This is a genomic window from Paenibacillus sp. SAFN-054, assembly GCF_051966755.1.
GTDB lineage: Bacteria > Bacillota > Bacilli > Paenibacillales > Paenibacillaceae > Paenibacillus_AQ.
Genome location: NZ_JBQCKS010000001.1, coordinates 694,648 through 714,620, shown reverse-complemented (window position 1 = coordinate 714,620; position 19,973 = coordinate 694,648). Strand labels below are relative to the sequence as shown.

19 protein-coding genes are annotated in these 19,973 nt (G+C 50.6%); 5 read left to right on the top strand and 14 right to left on the bottom strand.

Features of this window, described 5'->3' with window-relative positions:
- Nucleotides 1–108: 108 nt before the first annotated feature.
- Entirely contained in the window at nt 109–870 is a 762-nt protein-coding gene (locus tag ACTHPM_RS03450; RefSeq protein WP_440393778.1) for an SDR family NAD(P)-dependent oxidoreductase, read from the bottom strand.
- 233 nt (nt 871–1,103) lie between these two features.
- Here ACTHPM_RS03450 and ACTHPM_RS03445 point away from each other — a divergent pair, with 233 nt between their 5' ends.
- Nucleotides 1,104–1,838: a hypothetical protein gene (locus tag ACTHPM_RS03445; protein ID WP_440393777.1), complete on the top strand. Its 735-nt coding sequence runs from the start codon at nt 1,104–1,106 to the stop codon at nt 1,836–1,838.
- A gap of 52 nt (nt 1,839–1,890) precedes the next feature.
- Here ACTHPM_RS03445 and ACTHPM_RS03440 read toward each other — a convergent pair whose 3' ends face one another.
- The 7 genes from ACTHPM_RS03440 to ACTHPM_RS03410 form a co-directional block, all read right to left on the bottom strand.
- Complete coding sequence (locus ACTHPM_RS03440) at nt 1,891–2,502, bottom strand: TetR/AcrR family transcriptional regulator (protein ID WP_440393776.1); 612 nt, start codon at nt 2,500–2,502, stop codon at nt 1,891–1,893.
- Between the two features lie 231 nt (nt 2,503–2,733).
- Nucleotides 2,734–3,633, bottom strand: coding sequence for a 3-hydroxyacyl-CoA dehydrogenase (locus ACTHPM_RS03435; RefSeq protein ID WP_440393775.1), 900 nt, complete (start codon nt 3,631–3,633; stop codon nt 2,734–2,736).
- Nucleotides 3,634–3,852: 219 nt separating this feature from the next.
- Nucleotides 3,853–4,569, bottom strand: a complete 717-nt coding sequence (locus ACTHPM_RS03430) for a DUF4274 domain-containing protein (protein ID WP_440393774.1) — start codon at nt 4,567–4,569, stop codon at nt 3,853–3,855.
- Nucleotides 4,570–4,593: 24 nt separating this feature from the next.
- A complete protein-coding gene (locus tag ACTHPM_RS03425; RefSeq protein WP_440393773.1) occupies nt 4,594–6,258 on the bottom strand; it encodes a DUF6138 family protein in 1,665 nt (554 codons plus the stop codon).
- Nucleotides 6,259–6,279: 21 nt separating this feature from the next.
- Nucleotides 6,280–7,341, bottom strand: a complete 1,062-nt coding sequence (locus tag ACTHPM_RS03420; RefSeq protein ID WP_440393772.1) for a suppressor of fused domain protein — start codon at nt 7,339–7,341, stop codon at nt 6,280–6,282.
- A 285-nt stretch (nt 7,342–7,626) separates the two neighbouring features.
- Entirely contained in the window at nt 7,627–8,256 is a 630-nt protein-coding gene (locus tag ACTHPM_RS03415) for an RNA ligase family protein (RefSeq protein WP_440393771.1), read from the bottom strand.
- A 34-nt stretch (nt 8,257–8,290) separates the two neighbouring features.
- The gene (locus ACTHPM_RS03410; RefSeq protein WP_440393770.1) at nt 8,291–9,250 is read right to left on the bottom strand and encodes an AAA family ATPase; all 960 of its coding nucleotides are present in this window, start codon (nt 9,248–9,250) and stop codon (nt 8,291–8,293) included.
- Nucleotides 9,251–9,559: 309 nt separating this feature from the next.
- Here ACTHPM_RS03410 and ACTHPM_RS03405 point away from each other — a divergent pair, with 309 nt between their 5' ends.
- Nucleotides 9,560–9,898: a PadR family transcriptional regulator gene (locus ACTHPM_RS03405; protein WP_440393769.1), complete on the top strand. Its 339-nt coding sequence runs from the start codon at nt 9,560–9,562 to the stop codon at nt 9,896–9,898.
- A 6-nt stretch (nt 9,899–9,904) separates the two neighbouring features.
- Entirely contained in the window at nt 9,905–10,456 is a 552-nt protein-coding gene (locus ACTHPM_RS03400) for a DUF2812 domain-containing protein (RefSeq protein ID WP_440421433.1), read from the top strand.
- A gap of 185 nt (nt 10,457–10,641) precedes the next feature.
- Here the strand turns inward: ACTHPM_RS03400 and ACTHPM_RS03395 are convergent, their stop codons facing one another.
- The 3 genes from ACTHPM_RS03395 to ACTHPM_RS03385 form a co-directional block, all read right to left on the bottom strand.
- Nucleotides 10,642–11,466, bottom strand: a complete 825-nt coding sequence (locus ACTHPM_RS03395; protein WP_440393767.1) for a phosphoenolpyruvate hydrolase family protein — start codon at nt 11,464–11,466, stop codon at nt 10,642–10,644.
- 26 nt (nt 11,467–11,492) lie between these two features.
- Nucleotides 11,493–12,725, bottom strand: coding sequence for a Tm-1-like ATP-binding domain-containing protein (locus ACTHPM_RS03390; protein ID WP_440393766.1), 1,233 nt, complete (start codon nt 12,723–12,725; stop codon nt 11,493–11,495).
- A gap of 160 nt (nt 12,726–12,885) precedes the next feature.
- Nucleotides 12,886–14,082 carry a phosphoenolpyruvate hydrolase family protein gene (locus tag ACTHPM_RS03385; protein WP_440393765.1) on the bottom strand — a complete coding sequence of 399 codons (1,197 nt, stop codon included), beginning with the start codon at nt 14,080–14,082 and terminating at the stop codon, nt 12,886–12,888.
- 178 nt (nt 14,083–14,260) lie between these two features.
- Here ACTHPM_RS03385 and ACTHPM_RS03380 point away from each other — a divergent pair, with 178 nt between their 5' ends.
- Nucleotides 14,261–14,905: a DUF2306 domain-containing protein gene (locus tag ACTHPM_RS03380; RefSeq protein ID WP_440393764.1), complete on the top strand. Its 645-nt coding sequence runs from the start codon at nt 14,261–14,263 to the stop codon at nt 14,903–14,905.
- A gap of 1,026 nt (nt 14,906–15,931) precedes the next feature.
- On the opposite strand, the gene ACTHPM_RS03375 is transcribed toward ACTHPM_RS03380, so the two are convergent.
- The 3 genes from ACTHPM_RS03375 to ACTHPM_RS03365 form a co-directional block, all read right to left on the bottom strand.
- Entirely contained in the window at nt 15,932–16,144 is a 213-nt protein-coding gene (locus tag ACTHPM_RS03375) for a hypothetical protein (RefSeq protein WP_440393763.1), read from the bottom strand.
- Between the two features lie 139 nt (nt 16,145–16,283).
- Complete coding sequence (locus ACTHPM_RS03370) at nt 16,284–17,081, bottom strand: hypothetical protein (RefSeq protein ID WP_440393762.1); 798 nt, start codon at nt 17,079–17,081, stop codon at nt 16,284–16,286.
- A gap of 198 nt (nt 17,082–17,279) precedes the next feature.
- The gene (locus ACTHPM_RS03365; protein ID WP_440393761.1) at nt 17,280–18,629 is read right to left on the bottom strand and encodes an amino acid permease; all 1,350 of its coding nucleotides are present in this window, start codon (nt 18,627–18,629) and stop codon (nt 17,280–17,282) included.
- Between the two features lie 211 nt (nt 18,630–18,840).
- On the opposite strand from ACTHPM_RS03365, the gene ACTHPM_RS03360 reads away from it, so the two are divergent.
- Nucleotides 18,841–19,956: a VanZ family protein gene (locus ACTHPM_RS03360; protein ID WP_440393760.1), complete on the top strand. Its 1,116-nt coding sequence runs from the start codon at nt 18,841–18,843 to the stop codon at nt 19,954–19,956.
- The last annotated feature ends 17 nt before the right edge of the window (nt 19,957–19,973 follow it).

The window sequence follows — 19,973 nt, the reverse complement described above, 5'->3', positions numbered from 1 at the left end:
GAGCGGGTTAAGTCGCATCTCTTCCCCTATTCATCCTTTGGCCACAGGCAAAGGGAAGCTTATTTTCGTGTTCCCTTATAAAAGGTTGTATCCGCCCTATTCCGGTACCTATTGCGCCGTCCATCCCCCATCCACGAGCAGCAGCGTACCCGTGACAAGGTCGGATGCTGGTGAAGCCAGATAAATTACCGCCCCTGCCACGTCTTCGATCGTACCGATCCGCCCGGCAGGAATTCTGGCCAGAACCCCTTCCCTGAAATCAGGCGTATCCAAACGCTCGGCCGTACCCGGTGTATAGATGAACGTCGGTCCGGCGGCGTTGATCTGCACGCCGCGTCCGGACCATTCCAGCGCCAGCACTTTCGTCAGCTGATTCACCCCGCCTTTCGAAGCACAGTATGCCACGCCATCCGGTATGCCTACTACGCTGACCTGCGAACTCACGTTGACGATTTTGCCGCTGCCCTGTTTCAGCATGATGCGGCCGGCAGTCTGGCAGCAGAAAAAAACGCCTTTCAAATTAACGTCCATCATCGCATCCCAATATTCCTCGGTGACATCCTCTGCGGCCATCCCTTCGCCTAAGCCGGCGTTATTCACGAGAATGTCGATTCGTCCAAAGTCCTTAGCCACTTGGGCAAACACGCTTTGAATTTGTTCCACGTTTCTTACATCCAGCTCATACGCCTTCGCCTCTCCTCCGGCATCCGCAATCTCTTGCACCAGCTGCTCCAGCGAATCCCTGCTACGTGCCATTACTGCAACGATTGCCCCTGCCTCTGCCAACGATTTGGCCAATCCGTAGCCGATGCCTTTGCTGGCACCCGTTACGATGGCAATTTTGTTTTGGATACTGAAATTAGGCTGCAATTCTATCCCTCCAATTATCGGACCCATGCCCGGATCTAATTCCATTTAAACATGGCTGCTTAAACCGGGCAATCGCTTTCATTGCAAGGACTTATACAGGCTTTCTTTTCGGCAAGGATGAGCAAGCATAATAAAGCAACTTATTCCTCGGTTTATCGTCTATATTCTGGAAAGCACTTTAGCTGTACGAAGCAAAACGACAGGAATACATATCCGAAAGGGAGAGAACACCCATGAAGAACTTCACTGCTTTATCCGTAACATTGGCCCTGTGCGCCGCCATGACCACCGCTTCCATCGTGACCCCTTTACATCCAAAGGCAAACGCCGCGTCTGCCAAGGAATGGATCCAAATTTCGGAGCAAGCAACCTATTACGGAGAAGCCCGTGATGGTAAACCGAACGGACGCGGAACGATTCAATGGGGTACCAGCAAGCAGTACTCCGGTGACTTTGTCGACGGTAAACGGGAGGGTTCGGGCAAATATATCAATGAGTACACCGAAGACGGCCTGAAGCATAAGGTCGTGTATCATGGTACCTGGAAACAGGATCAAATGAACGGGAATGGCACTTATACCCATAAAGTTACGGATGGCGAAGGCAGCGTCACCATGAACGAAATCCAAACCGGAACCTTTCAGAAAGGCTTGCTGCAAACCGGGTATAATGTCATTCATGCGCTGGCGGATCCCGATTTCAGCTTCACATATACCAGCCCCCAAGAGACATTTAATATCATGGGAAGCAACCTGAACATGAAAGCCTCTTTTACAAAAGGAATGGTCTTCAGCGCTGACTACCGCAAGGGCTCCATCCATAAAAGCTACTCTATCTTTCCTGCGGAAACCGCCGCGAAGCAGCGAAAGAACGATGCTGACCTCAAATATATGAAAAGCATCCAAAATCACTTGAATCCTTATATCGTTGTATTCGAGCGTTTGTCCAAACAGGTGCCGCTACAATAAATGACCCGACCAAATACAAAAAAAGGCTGCGCACGGGGCGCAGCCTTTTTATCTATTTCCTTGATTCTTTCACATGGAGACCATTCATAATGTAACCGACCGCCAAATCCGCCGCTTCCTCCGGCGTGTGGCTGATGCTTGAAGGGTTCAAAAAAGGATTGTTCAACGAGAACATCAGCGTCCCCATCACGAAGTTGACAGCCATGTCCTTCGCCGGGCAATCGATAATCCCCTCTTCCCTGCAGGCCAGCAAAATAAGCCGGAGCTGTTCCCAGGAAGGCAGAAACACATCCTTCAGCATCTCGATTCTCGGGCTTTTCATTAACAATTCCTGCTGCAAAATATTGAACAGGTCCTGCTCTTCGTAGCGGTAAATCACGAACATTTTGCAGAAACGGATGAGGTCCTCCTTCGGGTCGGATAAGTCGAAGCCCGAGTCCATGAACGTTTGCCGAAGCGGATCGAACAGCTCGAAGAACACGTTCTCTTTGCCGCCAAAATGATATGAAACGAGCGCCAGCGAAACGTTGGCCTCATCGCAAATCTGTCTTACGGTCGTGCCGTTATATCCGTGTTTGGAAAACAGCCTTTTGGCCGAATTCAAAATCTGGGTCTTAACCTCTTTGTTTTTGTCTTTATCTGCATTCGCTCGTTTTAGGTTCATAGGTTTGTTCATACTCCATGTTCGTCTCGGATAAGGTTGTCCAGGGATTCCCCAGCGATTATCTGTACATTATATAAGCTCCTTAAGGCTTTGAAAAGCGAATTTGTTACCCTTTCACTGGATATCCTGTAGATCATATGACAATCCTAACCCGTAAAAAGAGGAGATATCCACAAATGATATCATCTGCTGGACATCTCCCCATGATCACAATCTCCTATACTTTACGGGTTAACTCTTCAGAAAATCCGGTTGTGCAAAGCTTGGGTTGGGATACTGGTAAAAGCCTTCACCGGTCGCCGCTCCCAGCTTGCCTTTATCGATATATTGCTCTTTCATGATGGTCGCAATCTTCTCGAAATTCGGATTGCCTGTCGCTTTGGCCTTGGAGAGGCCGATATTGTATGCGGTATTGATGCCTACGACGTCGAGGATTCCGAACGGACCCATCGGTGCTCCGGTCGCTACCATCCAGGTTTTATCGATCGTTTCGACGTCGGCAACTTCTTTGACGAGCAATAGCTGAGCGGCCTCCAGCAGAGGCACGAGCAGCGAATTCAAAATATAACCGGGCTGCTCTTTGTGGATCGGCAGCGCCACCATGCCAATGGATTTGGCGAAAGCGATAACCGCATCGAACACGTCACCGTTCGTTCCCGAATGCTTCATGATTTCCGCCGTGTTGTTCTTCCAAATTTCATTCGCGAAATGCAGGGCAAGGAACTTCCCGGGACGGCCGGTCGCTTCAGCAAACTGGCTTGGCAGAAGCGTGGAGGAGTTTGTCGCAAACACGGTATGCTCCGGGGCCGCTTCCCCCAGTTGCTTGTAGAAATCCGTTTTGATCTGCACGACCTCAGGAATCGCTTCGATCACGAGATCCGCGTCCGCTGCGGCTGTGCTCAAATCGCTCTGGAACGTGATCCGGCCGACTGCTGCATTGACATCTGCTTCCGAAGCGCCCAGATCCGCCTGATAACGCGGCTTCAAATTCTGAATTCTTTCCTTGGCGCGCTCCAAAGCTTCATCGTTAATATCATAAACCGTTACGTTAAAACCCTTAAAAGCAATTTGATAAGCAATTTGGCTGCCCAAAACGCCGCTGCCGGCAACCGTAATGTTGTTGAAGTTCATCGTCATTCGCCTCTTTCGGTTAGATGAGTTTCATCGGATCATCATTTAAACATATGTTTTGAACAATAATTTTAAACGTTTGTTCAATTCATAATGTACAATTTTAATGTCTTAATGTCAAATAAAAATAGTTCTTAGGGATCAGACGTAAAGTCTTCTCCGGGCCATGAAACAATAAAGACCGGACAGCTCTATGCGATCCGGTCTTCTTTATGTAAACTAACCGATGCCATGGAAATAGTCATCCACTTTTGCCTTTAGTCCTTCCGCAAGAACCCGCCAGCTTGCATAATCTTCCGATCTTCCTAGCTCTTCTTCACTCATGTCCAGCCAATAGGCCGCATCCGCCAGCTCGTACATATCCAGCAGCGTAATTTCGGCACAGGCGGGATTGTCCAGCGCCGACAGCATCGGCTCTGGTCCGTCGTCCCAATTATAGCCGTTCACGACCGCGTGCAGTATAACCGGCGAATTCAGCTCGCCAATCCGCCGGGTCATCAAGTCCAGCGATTCTTCGTACAGGATGCCGTCAACGATTCCCTCCTCATGTTCCGTCAGCGTAAGGCGGACGGCACCCTTCGTGCCGAGGAGCAGATCCGCCATCATCTTGTTCGTTCTCGCCGCATTCCATGCCGTACCCAGGATGCCAAGGGGGGAATCCAGCTTCGCCCCGCTCGCAAGCAGCAGCTTCACGGTGTCCGTCTGCTTGAATTTGACCGCTTTTTTCAACGCCGTATCGCCGAGTTTGTCTTCGGCTTCGAGATCAACTGCGGATTGATCCAGCAGCAGCTTGATTCCTTCCACGGACACCCGGTTCGTGATGAGCAGCATCAGCGGCGTTCTGCCGCGTGCGTCCCGTTCATTCGGTTCCAGCTGCTCCACGGCCATGCGGATCGTATTCAGCTCCTTCGATTTGCTTGCTTCGGTCCAATCCATGGTGTCATCTTCTCCCGTCTTCTGTTACCGAATCCACTCCACCAGCTGCTCCAGCTTCTCTTGTAAAGGAGGCAACTCCCGCTTGGCACGCTGGGCCAGCTTGCTCCGGCTTCCGAATATGCGGTACAGCACAGTTTCCCGTTCATAGTCTTCTTTGGGTGCGAGCTCCCTCCATAAGGCTTCGGCCAGTTCCGGAGTGTCGATTACCGCGGTCTTCACGGGCTTCGCCGAATCGTTCCCGCCCAGCAGAATGGATACGAACACGGGCATGAGTTCAGCCGTAAGGCCATGTGCATCGATAAAAGCATCTGCATAGCCGTCCTGCACGGACTGGTGCTCGGTATCGACCTGTTTCATGTATTTCATAACCAAAGGGTAGTACGCTTCGCTGTATAATCCCAGACCGAAAACCGCATAAGTTCCCGGCATGGCAGACTTTTCTCCCGGTTCCACGTCCCCATACCAGGCGAATTCCTCCATTGCCAGCTCCGCATACTCTGCAAGCCGCGGATACAGCGATGGATAACGGAGGGCATTCCCGAAAAATTGATGAAGCTGCGATTTGGCCAATTTGTTCAGCGGTACATAATGCTTCTCCCTGCTCTTGAAGGAAAGCTTGTACTCCTTCGAAAATCCTTGGTGCAGAAGAGAGATGATGTAATCCAGTGCTTCCCCGTAGGCCGCTTCTTCTTCGGACCGGAGCCGGATCTCGATCGTCTGCAGAATATCGTTCGCTTTGCCTTCAAACCGCTCGCCATTGCGCATACTTTCGATATGACCGCTTCCACGCTCCAGAAAGCCCGCAGCCTGTTCCGATCCGAGCAGTACGGCCAGATCCAGGTATTCCTTTCGGGTATCCGGATCGGCAGCTCCGATCTCCTTCGCCGCGTAAACAAAGAAGTCCAGCTCGTTTTGACGCGGGGCTTCATGGTCTCCCCCTTCCTTCAGCGTCCATTCCAGTCCATAATGACCGGTCCGCCGAAAATGGCGGGGCAGGAAACGCTCTTCGGCCCAGTCCTTCAATGCCCTGCCGAATTCGCCCTCCCACGCAGTCAAACGTTCTCGCTTGGATGCTAATTTGTTGCTGAGACGCCGAATGAGCGGTTCTACCGCCGATTGGCTTTGCTCGAAAACATCCGGATTCAGGAGCAGTCTCGCAAAGAAAAACTCATCCTCGCGGGCTGGGAGCACCGGAAGATCGGGCATGATTTTTTTATGTATGAACGTATCCAGCTGATTTTTCAAATCAAGGAGCTTCGTCTCATTTCGCAGATTATCGCTAAGCTTTAACGGACTGCCGTCCCGTTCAAATTCCAGTACGAACTCCAGCCGGTAATCGAAGAATGTCGGAACATAAGGACCATCGAGAAAGATACGCTTCAACCGCTCGAACAACGCAGGAAAAAGATCCTCGGTGAGTATCTCGTCCGTCAGCTCGGCAACGTAAGCTCCCGCGTCCGATCGATAGGAATCGTCACTCCAGTCGAACGGTTCGTACACATCGATATGGATTGTTCCGTAACCTTCCCTAAGCTTCGGTTTTCTCCAAGCGACTTTCAAGTAATTCATGATGCCTGCCTGGAGCTTGTTTCCTTTCGGCAGATCCCCAATTCTTCGATTCTCTTTGTCGTAAATTTCCGAAATCCGCGGCCAAACATCCTGCAAAAAGGCCTCAGCAGCCTGGTTCAAGGCTCATACCTCCCTTTATTTTTAACCGATCGTTTCGACCACGTTACCTTCGTTATCCTTGATGTGGGTTGGGACGATCTGAATGGCTACGCCCTTAAGTGCATCAAGTTCGACCCGCTGTGCTTGGGGAATTAATTTCAGGCTTAAATCAGCCGCCGTCTGCTCATCCAGCACCATTCTCACCTCGTTATCCTGCTCGTGGCATTCCGCTTGGTTTCCAGGCTCAAACACCGCACGGATCTCGGGTCCAACCAAGGTAAGACCTTTCCCTTTCATGATGCGTCCACGCAGCAGTTTCCCGATGATCCCTGCCTGTTTTGCTCCGAGACGAAGCGTGGCTGGGCTTTTGCTGAACAGGCCCTTTTTGCCCGGCGTCCACGCCAATTGGTCTACGTATAAGAATCCCGTATTTGAGCCGTCTGTCTCCATGCCGCTCTGAACCGCTTCCGTTACGTCCGGATACTGAAGCAGCGTGCCGCGTCCCAAATTCGTGATATAATGCGGCAGATACTTCAGACCGGCCTTTAGGACGCCCAGCGTGTTCCATGTTTGCATCGCTTCCAGTTCGTCTTTCGTGATGCCGACCATTTGCAAAAATTCCACTCTTCCATTCGGCGTATCCATTCCGGGAAGCTCCGGATCATGAACGAAAGCAAGCGCGGTCAGCTCCGTCTCCGAACCGAGGCAGATCGGGCCGTTCGCGTCCAGATAGTCGCCGGAACGGAACACGTTGCCGCTGTTAAATACGTATCTCCCCATGTTCTGAAGCAGATTCAACGCCCATGCCGGGGGCTCCTCCTCTTCAGCAGACCGGGTCAGTCGAAACGTTAATTCAAATCCATAGCCGCTTTCTTCAGCAATATCCGATTCCTTGTCATACAGCTCCGAGAAACCATATGTTACGAAATGCCAGTGGGGCTGCGGCGTATCGCTTTGATAAGCGCTGATGCCATCCAGCGGGTCCTGACCTCCCAGCGAATACGGAAGGAGAGTTCCGTAATGCTTGGGCTCCTGCTCTCCGTATACGTTCGATAATTGCTGATCGATTGCATCCCATCCGGATGTGTTGTTTTCTTCCGTCATCTCGTTTGTCATCCTTTCATCGTTTCCATCTGTTATGTATGCGCTCCTATACCCGCTGTACAACCTTTTTAAACGGGCCAGAGAATTATTTTATTATTTATGCTGCTATAAAAAACGAACTTGGGCTTTACCTGCTTCTTTTTTGATCTCATATAAAATTCAGAAAAAATTTCAATTGTTTAACTTCCATGGCATTACTCTGTATACTTCCGGTTCGGATTACATGATCATCGCGCCCCTTACTAAAATTTAAGAATGTCTTTCAAATTCCTCGATCCCCCTGGATCAGGCTAAATGGTTCGGTTCGATCGGCTTGCTCAGCCAATGCTCATCCGTCTGCACGTGATTCTGTCTTACAAATTTTGCCGAGCTTCGGATAAAATCCTGATAGGAAAAAGCGGATGCAAGTCTGACGACGTAACCCTCTTGTTCTCCCCCGCAACGGGACAGCTTGGTATAGCATGCCTTCGCGGCTTCCTCGCTCCACAGGCCCCTGTACAAAACCGGAACGACCGCCAAGCCGAGACGCAAAGCCCATTCCTCCGTTTCGTCCCAGGACAAACAGAGATTGTGTTCGTTCCATACGGAGAAGAGCATAAAGTAGCTTGGCAATGCGGCGTAAGAAAGCGAATGCTTGGCAAATACGTTCTCCCCGCATAGGCGATAGCCTTCCGGGATCAAATGCTTGATTCCGCCGTGCAGCGTCTTTACATAGTGTCTGGAAGGATGGTCCTTGCTGTCGAGTGATCTGGCATGGATGGCATCGGGATACATCGTGGTATTTTCACCATCCATTTTCTCGGTAATGACAACCTCTTGACCTTTAAAAGGATCCGTATTCCTCCATATCTTATCGTCATCCGTGTAACCCCGGGACCATGGCAGATGCATCGTCCTTGGATATTTGATTTTCATGTTCATCACCTCCTGCTGCCTTACATATCAGACGTTACTTCGCGTACGTATCCGCCTCCGCAAAAAAATACAGCTCTGCCAGCAGGTCTTCCCCCAATAGATGATAGATATTGGATGCACCTGCGTCCCCGCCATGCAAAATGTCCATATGAAACTCGACGAGGTGGACGACATGCAGGACGAAATCATCCTCGTAGCCAAGATCCTTCAGTACCTGGCAGGCAATGCTTGCCGATACATGTTCATGACCGTAATAGGAATAGTATCCGCGGTTTTCTTTCCACACTTTGCACAGCGGTTTGCCTGCGTCGTGAAACAGCGCCGCAAGCTGCATGGCCAGCAGATGCCTGCCTTCGTAGAATGCGTTGATGTAATCGAAAACGGCATGGGTATGCTCCGACAGCGTCTTGGAATGATGCGGATTTTCTTGATCGAATCCCAGCATGATTTCAAAGTACGGATTTACGGACAAATAGCCGAACAAATCTGTATGGTCAGGCTTGCTTGCGAGCAGCTGCTCCAGCTTAACGCGCTCCAGTTTCGTTTCGCCCTGCAGGTGAATCAGGTGCAGATCGGTGAAGCCTTCTCCGCATACCGGAAACTCGAAATTTTTGGCGTACTTGATCATGATCTTGTCATCCAGCCGGCGTTTCCTTGCCTGAATTCTCTCCCGGGCCGTTTCATACGGCACAGCGCATACGTGGCATTCAACCGGAACATCCTTGAACCGCTTCAGGAACTTATGCCTGCGGTCGCGACTGACGTTCGTCGCATCAAACACGACGTTTCTGCCGGATGCCAGCGCCTGTTCCATTTCCGCGAAAGCTTCGTCAAACACCACATACGTTTTCTTCTGCTTCGATTCGCTACCGAACAACCTCTGCCTGATTGTATCCGTCGCGACCAGCACGGCGCGCTTTTCTTTGCATAGTTCCTTGGCATAATGGCTTTTGCCGCTGCCCGGAATGCCCGCGAGTAAGTGAATGGCATTCATTGGTTATCACCTCCTTTCAAGCGTGCAAGGGCACAGCCCACCGGTTCATCCATTTTATATATTAAATAGTATAGGGAGCTTAGACATGAAAATCACGGGTCTTTGGATGCATCGGAAAACAGGTCTTTTCTCCTCCATCAGTCAAATTCAAGATGACATATGTCCAATACTGGAGTGGTTATCGCATTCTTAACCGGGCTCTCCTTCACTAAAGAATATTGCTCAGCGAAACCAAAACTATATTGACATTCGATATATCGAATATTATTATATCGATATACGATATATAATTCGAAAGGAGGAGCGGTTTTGAATTCGCCTGACGAAATGCTGCCTCTGACCGAGGCGTTTTATTATATTCTGATTGCTCTCTACAAGTCCCCGTCTCACGGGTATGGGATCATGCAGGATGCAGAGCACATGAGCGGCGGCCGGGTCAGAATCGGTGCGGGCACGCTATACACTGCGCTGAACACACTGCAGAACAAAGGCCTGATCGAACCCCATGCCGGACCTCAAGGTACGGACACGAGGCGTAAAATGTACGCCATTACCCTGTTAGGCAGGCAGGTCGCGCAAGCGGAAATCATTCGCCTGGAGGAGCTTTCGAAGGTTGGAAGACGCATGATATCGAGCGAAACGGAGTGATATCTTTTGGAACATTCATTGGAAAAACGCTATCGTCTGAACCTAAGCTGGGATTATGAACAGGAGGAACAATGGATTAACAAGCTGTCTGCGGAAGGATTGCATCTTGTAAAGCCAGGCGCTATGAAGAGTACTTTCGCAAAGAATTCTTCCGTCCGCTATACGTACTGTCTCGATTATCAGCCCGGACTGGGTACAACGGGACCCGCTCAGGAATACTTTGACCTGTATGGCGATGCCGGTTGGGAATATGTAACCTCCTATCACGGCATCTGGCATTATTTCCGCCGGGAATGGAGCCCGAAATCCGTCCAGAAACTGTACACGGACCGGGAGTCCCTTGCCGGACTGTACAAAAAAATGCAGCGTATCATGGCTGTGGTGCTGCTCTCCAATGTAACGACTTTCCTGGTTATGATGATCGGGTTGATCAATCGATGGAGTGAAATGATCTGGACCGTCGCAATCCCCGTCACGGTGATTTACGCATTCCTGTTCACCCTCCTTGGTTACGGGGTTATTAAGACCGGGCGGAAAATTAAAGAGCATATCGGTTAACAGCGCTCCGAAGGCTTTTATTGAGGATCAGGAAGCGTTGGCACCAGCTGACGCGGCGGCTGCATGCAACGGATAGATATCACCGTACACAAAAGCCATGGCTGGAACGGGATCGCGAACCTGCTTCCCTCTTCCGTACAGCCATGGCCTGGATGGATCAAACGCCAAATACTATTATTCCGCGTTTATTTCAATATGTTTTTAAAAGCTTCCGTCTGCTGCTTGATCCCGACCTCGGTCGCAAAGCGCTCGATGCTGGAGGCTCCGAAGAAGCCTTCAACCCCTTTAGTCCGTGAAAGAACGTATTCCGCATCTTCCGGTTCGGCAATAGGGCCGCCATGGCACAGGATCATGATGTTGGGATTCACCGCCTTGCCCGCGTCGCAGATAGCCTGGATTTTGTCCACGCAATCATCAAGGGGCAGCGCTGTTTTGGCACCGATCGTCCCCTTGGTTGTGAGCCCCATATGAGCAACAAGGATATCAGCCCCGGCTTCCGCCATCTTTTTCGCCTGCTCCACATCGAATACGTACGGTGTTGTCAGAAGATCCAGCTCATGTGCTTTCCGGATCATCTCGACTTCGAGATCATATCCCATCCCCGTTTCTTCCAGATTCGCACGGAATACACCGTCTATCAGGCCGACCGTAGGGAAGTTCTGCACACCGGCAAATCCCTGCTCTTTGAGCTGTTTCAAAAAGATATCCATAATCCGGAACGGATCGGTTCCGCACACGCCAGCGAGCACAGGGGTATCCTTGACGACGGGAAGCACCTCGTTTCCCATGTCCACTACGATCTGATTCGCGTCACCGTAGGCCATCAGACCCGCAAGGGAACCGCGGCCTGCCATCCGGTACCGCCCGGAATTATAAATAATGATGAGATCTACTCCGCCGGCTTCGGCACTTTTCGCCGAAATCCCGGTCCCAGCTCCCGCCCCCAGCAGCACATGCCCTGCGGACACCTCGTTTTTCAGTTCGGCTATAATCTCTTGTCTCGTTTTCATCGTATGATTTCCTCCTGTCGGATATGTTAGTTCACGCGGCTCAGCGTCTGACTCGTTTGCATCAGCTTCACCAATTTCTTGGCAGCTTCGACGGCAAAGGCCTGATCGTTAATATCTGTGTCTACTTCGATCAATTCGACTTTGTTCCGGTCAATGTTGTGCCGCAGCGTATCGAATAATACCCGGTCTTCCTCGATCCCATGGAACGGTTCGCCTTCGACATCCAGCATGGACACGCCCTGCAGAGGAAGCATGAGGACGGTCGGGCCCTCCGCCTGATTCAGCTTTCCGGCAATGATTTCGCCCAATCGGCGGTTCTCGTCTGCCGTCGTCCGCATCAAGGTGACCGACGGGTTATGCTTGTATAGATTGCGGCTTCTAAAAACCTCCGGTACAGTTTCAAACGGGCCGAAATTGACCATATCGAGCGCCCCCGTCGAGACGACTTGAGGCACTTTATGGCGACCTGCCGCTTCGAGCCGATGTGGCCCTGCCGCCAGCACACCTCCGACTAGCTCATCGCACCACTCGGTCGTCGTCAAATCCAGCACACCGTCAATGAAGCCGCCCTCGATCAAGCTCTCCATCGTTTGTCCACCGGTCCCTGTTGCATGAAATACGAGCACTTCGTACCCCTGCTCCTCCAAATATTCTCTTGCATGGTCGACGCAAGGCGTCGTAACACCGAACATGGTGGCGGCGATGAGCGGCTTTTTGTCCTGCGGCGGCTCAGATTCAAATTGTACCATGCCGGCCATGGCATGTACGGCATTGGTAAAGATCTTGGTCGAGAATGAATTAAGGCCCGCCACGTCTACGATGGATGGAAACATGACAATGTCGCTGGTTCCCACGTAAGGTGCCGTATTCCCTGAAGCTACTGTCGACACCATCAGCTTCGGTACGCCGATCGGCAGCGCTCTCATGCCGGCTGTGACGATCGATGTGCCGCCGGTACCGCCAAAAGAAAGAATACCGTCGAACTTGCCTTCCGCGTACAGCTTTGGTACGAGCTTCTCCATGCCTTTCGCCAAAGCTTCCGTCCCGGCTGCGCGGTCCCGCTTGGCCGCGATTTCTGTGAGGTCAAGGCCTGCCGCCTCCGCGACTTCGGTATTGGATACGTCAGGCGTAAACATGGGCTCGAACACACCGCTGTGGATCGTGAATGCGTTCAACCCCAAGCTCTCAATAATCGATTTTACATATGAAAATTCTGCACCTTTTGAGTCGAATGTTCCGGCAATGGCTATCGTTTTCACCGTATAACCTCCCTAGATTCTCCTTGAGATCAGGCACCTCGCCAGCCCAGCGGGCCGCCGCCGTGAACCTTACAACCCCATAATACAGCGCTTTCAACATAAAGTAATCGTATCCTTGTATGATCTTTATGTATATTTGTCCGATTCGCTGAAGCCGCAGCTATTCGCCGATTTGTTTCCGGTATACCTGCGGCGTGCAGCCCGAGTACTTCTTGAAGGTTTTGCTGAAATGCACATAGTCCGGATAACCGACGAGCTCCGCAATGCGTGCCAAAGAAAGCTTGGTATGCTTCATCACGTCCTGAGCCTTATGAATGCGGTACTTCGCGATATATTCGGGAAAGCTGCAGCCTACTTCCCTGTTGAAAAGCGCGCTGAGATGCGTTCTCGACACATGGATACGATCGGCCAATTCCGTTAGCGAGATGTTGTTCATATAGTTGTCGGCAATAAATTCTTTTACATAAGCCACATAATCGTAAGGTTCGCCGGCATGGCTCAGCTTGTCCATCAATGGTTCATCCTGCTCCAGCTGCCCCGTTATTTTGAACCGGTGCGTTGCCTCCACGATCGCCTCTTCCGTGGGAATCCGCTCGAAGCTCGAGCCACCGACATAACCCATCGCTGACGTATTGGCATACATGTACTGCACATCGATCGGCGTGTGCACAGGACCGCCATAGACAAGCTTGACAGGGTTTCGTCCGGACTGGTCGCAAACGGCAAAGATTTGTCTCGCGATTTCCGCTCCTTTTTCCAGCGAAAGTACCTTTTTCGTGCCCATTAAGCCTCCGGCCGTAACGCCCAGATGAGCGCAAATCACGTCCGCACCCGCGTCCAGCATGAAGGCAGCCTGCTCCGTGTTAAAGACGAACGCCATGGTCAACATCCCTCGCTCATGCGCAAGCCGTACCGCTTCGACTTCCTGCAAATAGGAAATTCCCTCTTCCTCCAACGCTTCACGGAACTGGCCGTCAATAAGTCCAAGCGTCGGGTAATTGATGATCCCCCCAAAGCCGCTCTGTTCGATACGTCCCAGATAAGACGGCAGATCGATCGTCGGATCCGTACCGCACAAGCCGAAGATGACCGGCGTATCGCCGACGACAGGCAGGATCTCCCTTGAGCCGAACTCCATGACCATGTCATTGCAATTCGCAAAAGGCAGCAGCCCCGCAATGGAGCCGAGCCCCATCTGTCTGAACCTTCCGGAATTCAAGGCAAGGATTAAATCTGCTCCGCCCTTCACCGCATATTTGGCCGATATTCCCGCCCCGGCGGCAACGCCGATCAGACGTTCCTCCGATTGAATCTTTCTGCACATGAGCTCTATGATTCGTTCTCTTTTCGCTGCCAAATTCATAATCCCCTTCGCTTCCGTTCAGGCCGCCGACATGCCTCGGTCAGCATTGCTTTATTTATTATTATAAAGATTGTTCACCTTGCCTGCACGTGCGGTGCCTCTCCAAGAAATTCATGGTAAAATACACTTGGTGTCTTGAAAGTACCGTATCTTAATAGAAGCGGAGCATGTTATGTCTAAAAGCAAGCTGTCTTACGTTCTTATGATTGCCGTAATGATCATTTTTTTGCTGTATATCGCATTTACTGTCCTGTACCAGGATCCTGATGCCTCGGCCTTTTTGGGATGGAAAGCCGACTTGAATCATCCTTTGAACCTGCCCATTTGGCTGACCGCGATGCGAGTACATGTCGTCTTCGCAGCCATCGGCATGATCGCGGGAGCCGTTAACTTCTCAAGAGCCACGAGAACCCGATACCCAAGGTTCCATCGATGGAACGGCTATACCTACTTTGCATCTGTCATGATCGTGGGACTCACCTCCGGTTATATGGCGCCGTATGCAACAGGCGGGCGAAGTGTCAGCATTGCGTTTAACCAGTTGAACATGCTGTGGCCGGCTTTTACGCTCATCTCCATTATCCAAATCCGCAAAGGGCGGGTGGAGAGCCACCGCAAATGGATGGTACGAAGCTATGCCTTTTGCTTCACCAATATGGCCATCCATCTCTTGACGTACACGATACGCACGCTTTCGGACTGGCCATATGCCGCGAGCTACCGGATCAGCGTCTTTGTTTCCATTCCGCTTTTGTACCTGGCTGCAGAGATCGTGAACCGAAGCGTCTTCCCAAAGAAAGACGGGGCCATTGAATGACGCTCAGCATTCACCGGGGTCCGCTTACCGCGTTACATGCAAAAAGCCGCTGATCAGCGGCTTTTCATCATTCTAGAGGTTATTGCCAAGAAACAGCTCCATTCACACCAAGCTGCGCCAGTTCATCATCTATTGCCTGGGAGATTACCTTCGTTACCGCCTCTTCCGCATCATGTATCCGCTTTTTCACATATATTTGCTTCGTTTACTACCCGTTCCGCTTTATATATTCGCTTATTCGTATACATACGTCTTAGCTACCGCCCAGACCCCATCATATATTCGCTTTTTCACATACATTCGCCTTAGTTACCTCGCCTGCCACATCATATATTCGCTTTTTCGCATACATTTGCTTCGTTTGCTGCCCATACCACTTTATGTATTCGCTTTTTCGTATACATACGTCTTAGCTACCGCCCAGACCCCATCATATATTCGCTTTTTCGCATACGCTCACCCCGGTTACTGTCCATCGCATCATATATTCGCTTTTTTGCATACATTTGCTTCGTTTGCTGCCCATACCACTTTATGTAGTCGCTTTTTCGTATATATACGACTTAGTTACCGCCCAGTTACTGTCCGCATCGCATCATATATTCGCTTTTTCACATACATTTGCTTCGTTTACCACACACACCCCATACTATATCCGCTTTTTCACATACATTTGCTTCGTTTACCACACACACCCCATACTATATTCGCCTTTTCGCATACATTTGCTTCGTTTACCACACACACCCCATACTATATTCGCTTTTTCACATACGTTCGCCCTAGTTACCACATCTGCCGCATCATATATTCGCTTTTTCGCAAACATTCGCCCCGGTTAATCTCCGCGTCTTGCATCATCAAGCTGGTGGACTACATCCCCAAAAATACATTTCTCGGGCATTCAGGAACTTTATCGTCATAACTATTCATGATAAAAGTAAGCATCGTCATAAGAGGACGATAAACCGATTTTAACAACGAAGGCGACCTTCACTGGGAATTACCCGGCAGGTCGCCTCTACTTTATTTCTTCAGTTCATAAAACTGGCATTCCCGCCGGGAATGATATGTCATGTCCCCGACATCCTTCTGCGTAATAATCGTCGTGTCCGTGAACCGCACGATATAGGTCATCGCATCAATCAAATGATCGTCGCGGAATACACGAATCGGAAGCTTCCGCTGTTCGGCTTCCTCGAAATCAGCTTCGCTGAGCAGCTCTCTAACCGTTGCCATAAATATGTTGATCTCCTTTTCCCATTCATTTGCGAGTCTTTCTTTTATTTTACGACATCGCAGATGAGTATACCAACCTCCAGGTATCATCAGCCCCGTCTTGAGTGAAACTTACCCGGAAGTTGGAGGATTGGAAGATTTATGCAGAAGCAGGAAGCTTCCCTTGGGCGATGCGAAGCTTCTCCCTGATTGCCTTCTCCCAATCCATGATCCGGCCCAGCGATGAACGGATTTGGTTGGACGCATTCACCATGGACTTCAGCTCAACTGCGGCGGAGATCGCATCCCCCTGCTTCACAGCTGATTTATAACGCTTGTCCGCAGCTGACTTCGATTGGTTCCAGCCCGTTATTTTTGAGTTCTCTGCCGTGATTTGCTTCTTTATAGGCTGGATTCCCGCCAACATATCCTTCACGGCCTTGGCCTTGACCGCTGCTTGTTTGCGGGCTGAGGAATATGCTTCCTTCTTCTGCTTGATCTCTTGGCGAGCATGATTGACAGAGGTCTTCATGCGGTTTCGTTTCAAATCATATAGAAGCGCCGATTTCGAGTCCTTGCGTTTTCTGGCTTCTGCCGCCTTCTTGCCAAGCTCCGCGTATTCAGCCAGCAGCGGCGCATATTTCTTCTGCACCTGGTCCGCCTGCAGCTTCAATGGATCAAGCTTGGTCTTATCAATCCGTTGCACGGCTGCGTTGATCCGCTTCAGCTCATCGTTATTCTGCTTGCGAAGCTGCTGGATCTGCTGTTTGTCCTCTTTGTTCAAGGACTCCACCGAAGTCCATGCATCATGCAGTTGCTCTACGCTGACCAAGGCCGCATCCCAGCCCGATTCTGAGGCTAATGCGCTTTCGGGCAGGCAGAGCAGCACAAGAAGCAAACTTAATACCGCTGCCAAGCCGACTTCGGCACGCTTACGCCAGTTTCTTCGATTTATCAACAACTTCATCTCCCATCTCGGCGGACGTCTCGGCGGGAAAAGAAAAAGCACCCGGCAAGACTAGGCCCGGGGCCTGTTCCTGCGAGGTGCTTCTCCCGCTTCCATCCGTATGTTTTGATCTTACTATACCTGTGAATCGGAGATGATGTCAATCCTTTTTTCGGAACATTTGTTCCCGTCAAAAAGTGGCCGGCAAGCTTAAGCGCCATCCCTTCCCGGTCTGAATTTAGCCAAGGACCAAATCATGAGCAAAGCGAGCACAGCCAAGCATATGCCGATGCTGAAGCGGTTCTGCTTATCGATGAGAAACAGAAGCGCGATAACCGCCAGGCTGACCACCGCAGCGCCTGTCACATAAGGAAATCCCCAAACTTTGAAGGATGGTTTCGAAGGATAGCGGGGACGCAGTTTCAGCTGCGAGAGCGCGATGCAAATCCATACAAGCAGCACCGCAAAACCCGGTACGGCCATCAATACCCGAAACAACCGGTCCTGCGCAATAATCCCCAGCATGGAGCCTGCGAGCAGAATGACGGCACACAGAAGCAGCGTATTGACCGGGCTGCCCTTACGGTTCGTCCTTGTCAGAGCCTTGGGCGCTTCGCCCGCCGCAGCCATGGAGAACAGCATGCGGGACGCGCCGTAAACGCCTGAATTCGCAGCCGATAATACCGCGGTCACAAGGATAAAATTCATGATGTGCGCAGCCCCGGACAACCCTGTTGACGAGAGCACCTGCACGAATGGACTACTGTCCGGGCCAAGCTGATTCCACGGAATAAGTCCGCAAATAATCAGAATCGGAAGCGTGAAAAACAGGATGATGCGCAAAATGAAATTACCGACTACCTTTGGCAAAATCCGTTCCGCATTTTCCGTTTCCGTTAACGTGAGACCGATAAGCTCAGACCCTCCATAAGAGAACATGACGACCAGCATCGCCGAAAAGACCGCGGACAGGCCGTTTGGCAGGAAGCCTCCCGAGTTCATGTAATTATGCAAATACGGGGTGTGATCGCTTGGGATGATTCCGAATATTAGGCACGCGCCAAGCACGATAAAGATGATGATCATTGCGATTTTAATGCCCGCTAGCCAAAATTCGAACTCCCCGAAGGTGCTTACGCTGAGTAAGTTAATCAAAATAATGAATGCCGCGCAGGCCAGGCTCAGCGTCCATAGCGGCACGCCCGGCAGCCAATACTGCAAAAAGCTCCCTGCCGCAATAATCTCGATGACGCACACCGACAGCCACATAAAACAGTACATCCAGCCCATGATAAAGGAAACCCGCTCCCCGAAAGCTTCGCGGACAAAATCTTTCATATTCCGGTTCGTATATACGGTAGCCATTTCCGCCATTGCTGCCATGACCACGAGCAAAAGCAGCCCGGCAATGATATACGTGATAATGACACCCGGGCCCGCCAGTCCGATCGTTTCTGCGCTGCCCTTGAATATACCCGTTCCGATCACGCCGCCCATAGCCATAAAACTGATATGTCTAGGCTTCAATTTTTTCTGTAAGGTACGATCTGTTTGTCCCATCCATATCCTCCTGGTATTTCATCATCATGACGATCTATTAATTCGAAACGCATAGTTCAGTATAACCTATTCAGCATCATTATGAATAAAAAGCTGTAGACGGCCTGAAAAATTAAACAAAATTTAAACGGAAATGACCTTTTCATATGTTATGATCGTACTCGGCTGTATTTCAGGCCTATATTTGATCCCAAGAATGGCGGTGTTACCCATGCTACATTCCTATCTGTTTCCCATTTCTTATGCCTTTATGTCTTTCCCGATTGCGGCGCTGCTCTTCACCCTGCCGTTCCTGATCGTTCAATACCGAAAATACGGTTACGTGAATAAAGTGCGGGCATTCGTACTATATCTGTTTCTTCTTTATCTGTTGAACGCCCTTTTTCTGGTCATTTTGCCGCTGCCGGCTTCCCGGCATAATGCAGAGCTCGCCTCCGGAGCCCTGCAGCTGCTTCCGCTGAATTTTATTCTCGATATTTTGAAGGAAACGTCGGTCACCGGCTCCGATCCGTCGACGTACATTCATCTGCTGAAAGAACGGGCGTTTCTGCAAGTGGTGTTCAATATCGTCCTGACGGTTCCCTTTGGCATGGTGCTAAGATATTATTTCCGTACGGGCTTGATTCGCTCGATTTTCATCTCATTTTTGTTTTCCCTATTCTTTGAAATCACCCAGCTGACAGGCATTTATGGGCTGTATGATCATGCGTACCGCGTGTTCGACGTGGATGATCTGATCATGAACACGCTCGGCGGCATTTGCGGTTATCTGGCCGCAGAATGGATATCCGGGCTTCTGCCGCGAATCGAGAAGCTCGACGAGCATGTCGATCTGTCCACCAAGAGAGTATCGTATACGCGCAGAGCCATCGCTTTTTTGATCGACTCCGTGATCTGGCCGATCCTGATGGCCATCTGCTTCCTGCTTCATATCCGCGCATCCTTCTGGATCGCCACTGGACTATATTTCATTGGAGTGCCTTGGCTCACGAACGGGCTTACGCCAGGAAAATGGATAGTACGCATCCGCTTGGTTAAAGAAGGTTCGCGAATCACACTGGCTGCGCTTTTGAAGCGATACGGGCTGCTGTATTGGGTGTACTTCGGAATCAATCTGCTGCTCGCAGGCTCCCTTGACCAAGTGCCGAATATTGCCAGGCTTTTGATCAGCGTCACGGCTTTTGCCATCAACGCTTGGTTTGTTATCCATGTCGTCATGCATGTGTTCAAACGAGATTCGAAGTTGTTCTATGAAAAAATCAGTAGTACCCATCATATGATCTTATGGCAGGCGCCGTCCGCGCCAACAGAAAAAGAGCCCGCTTAAGGGCTCTTTTCATTTTC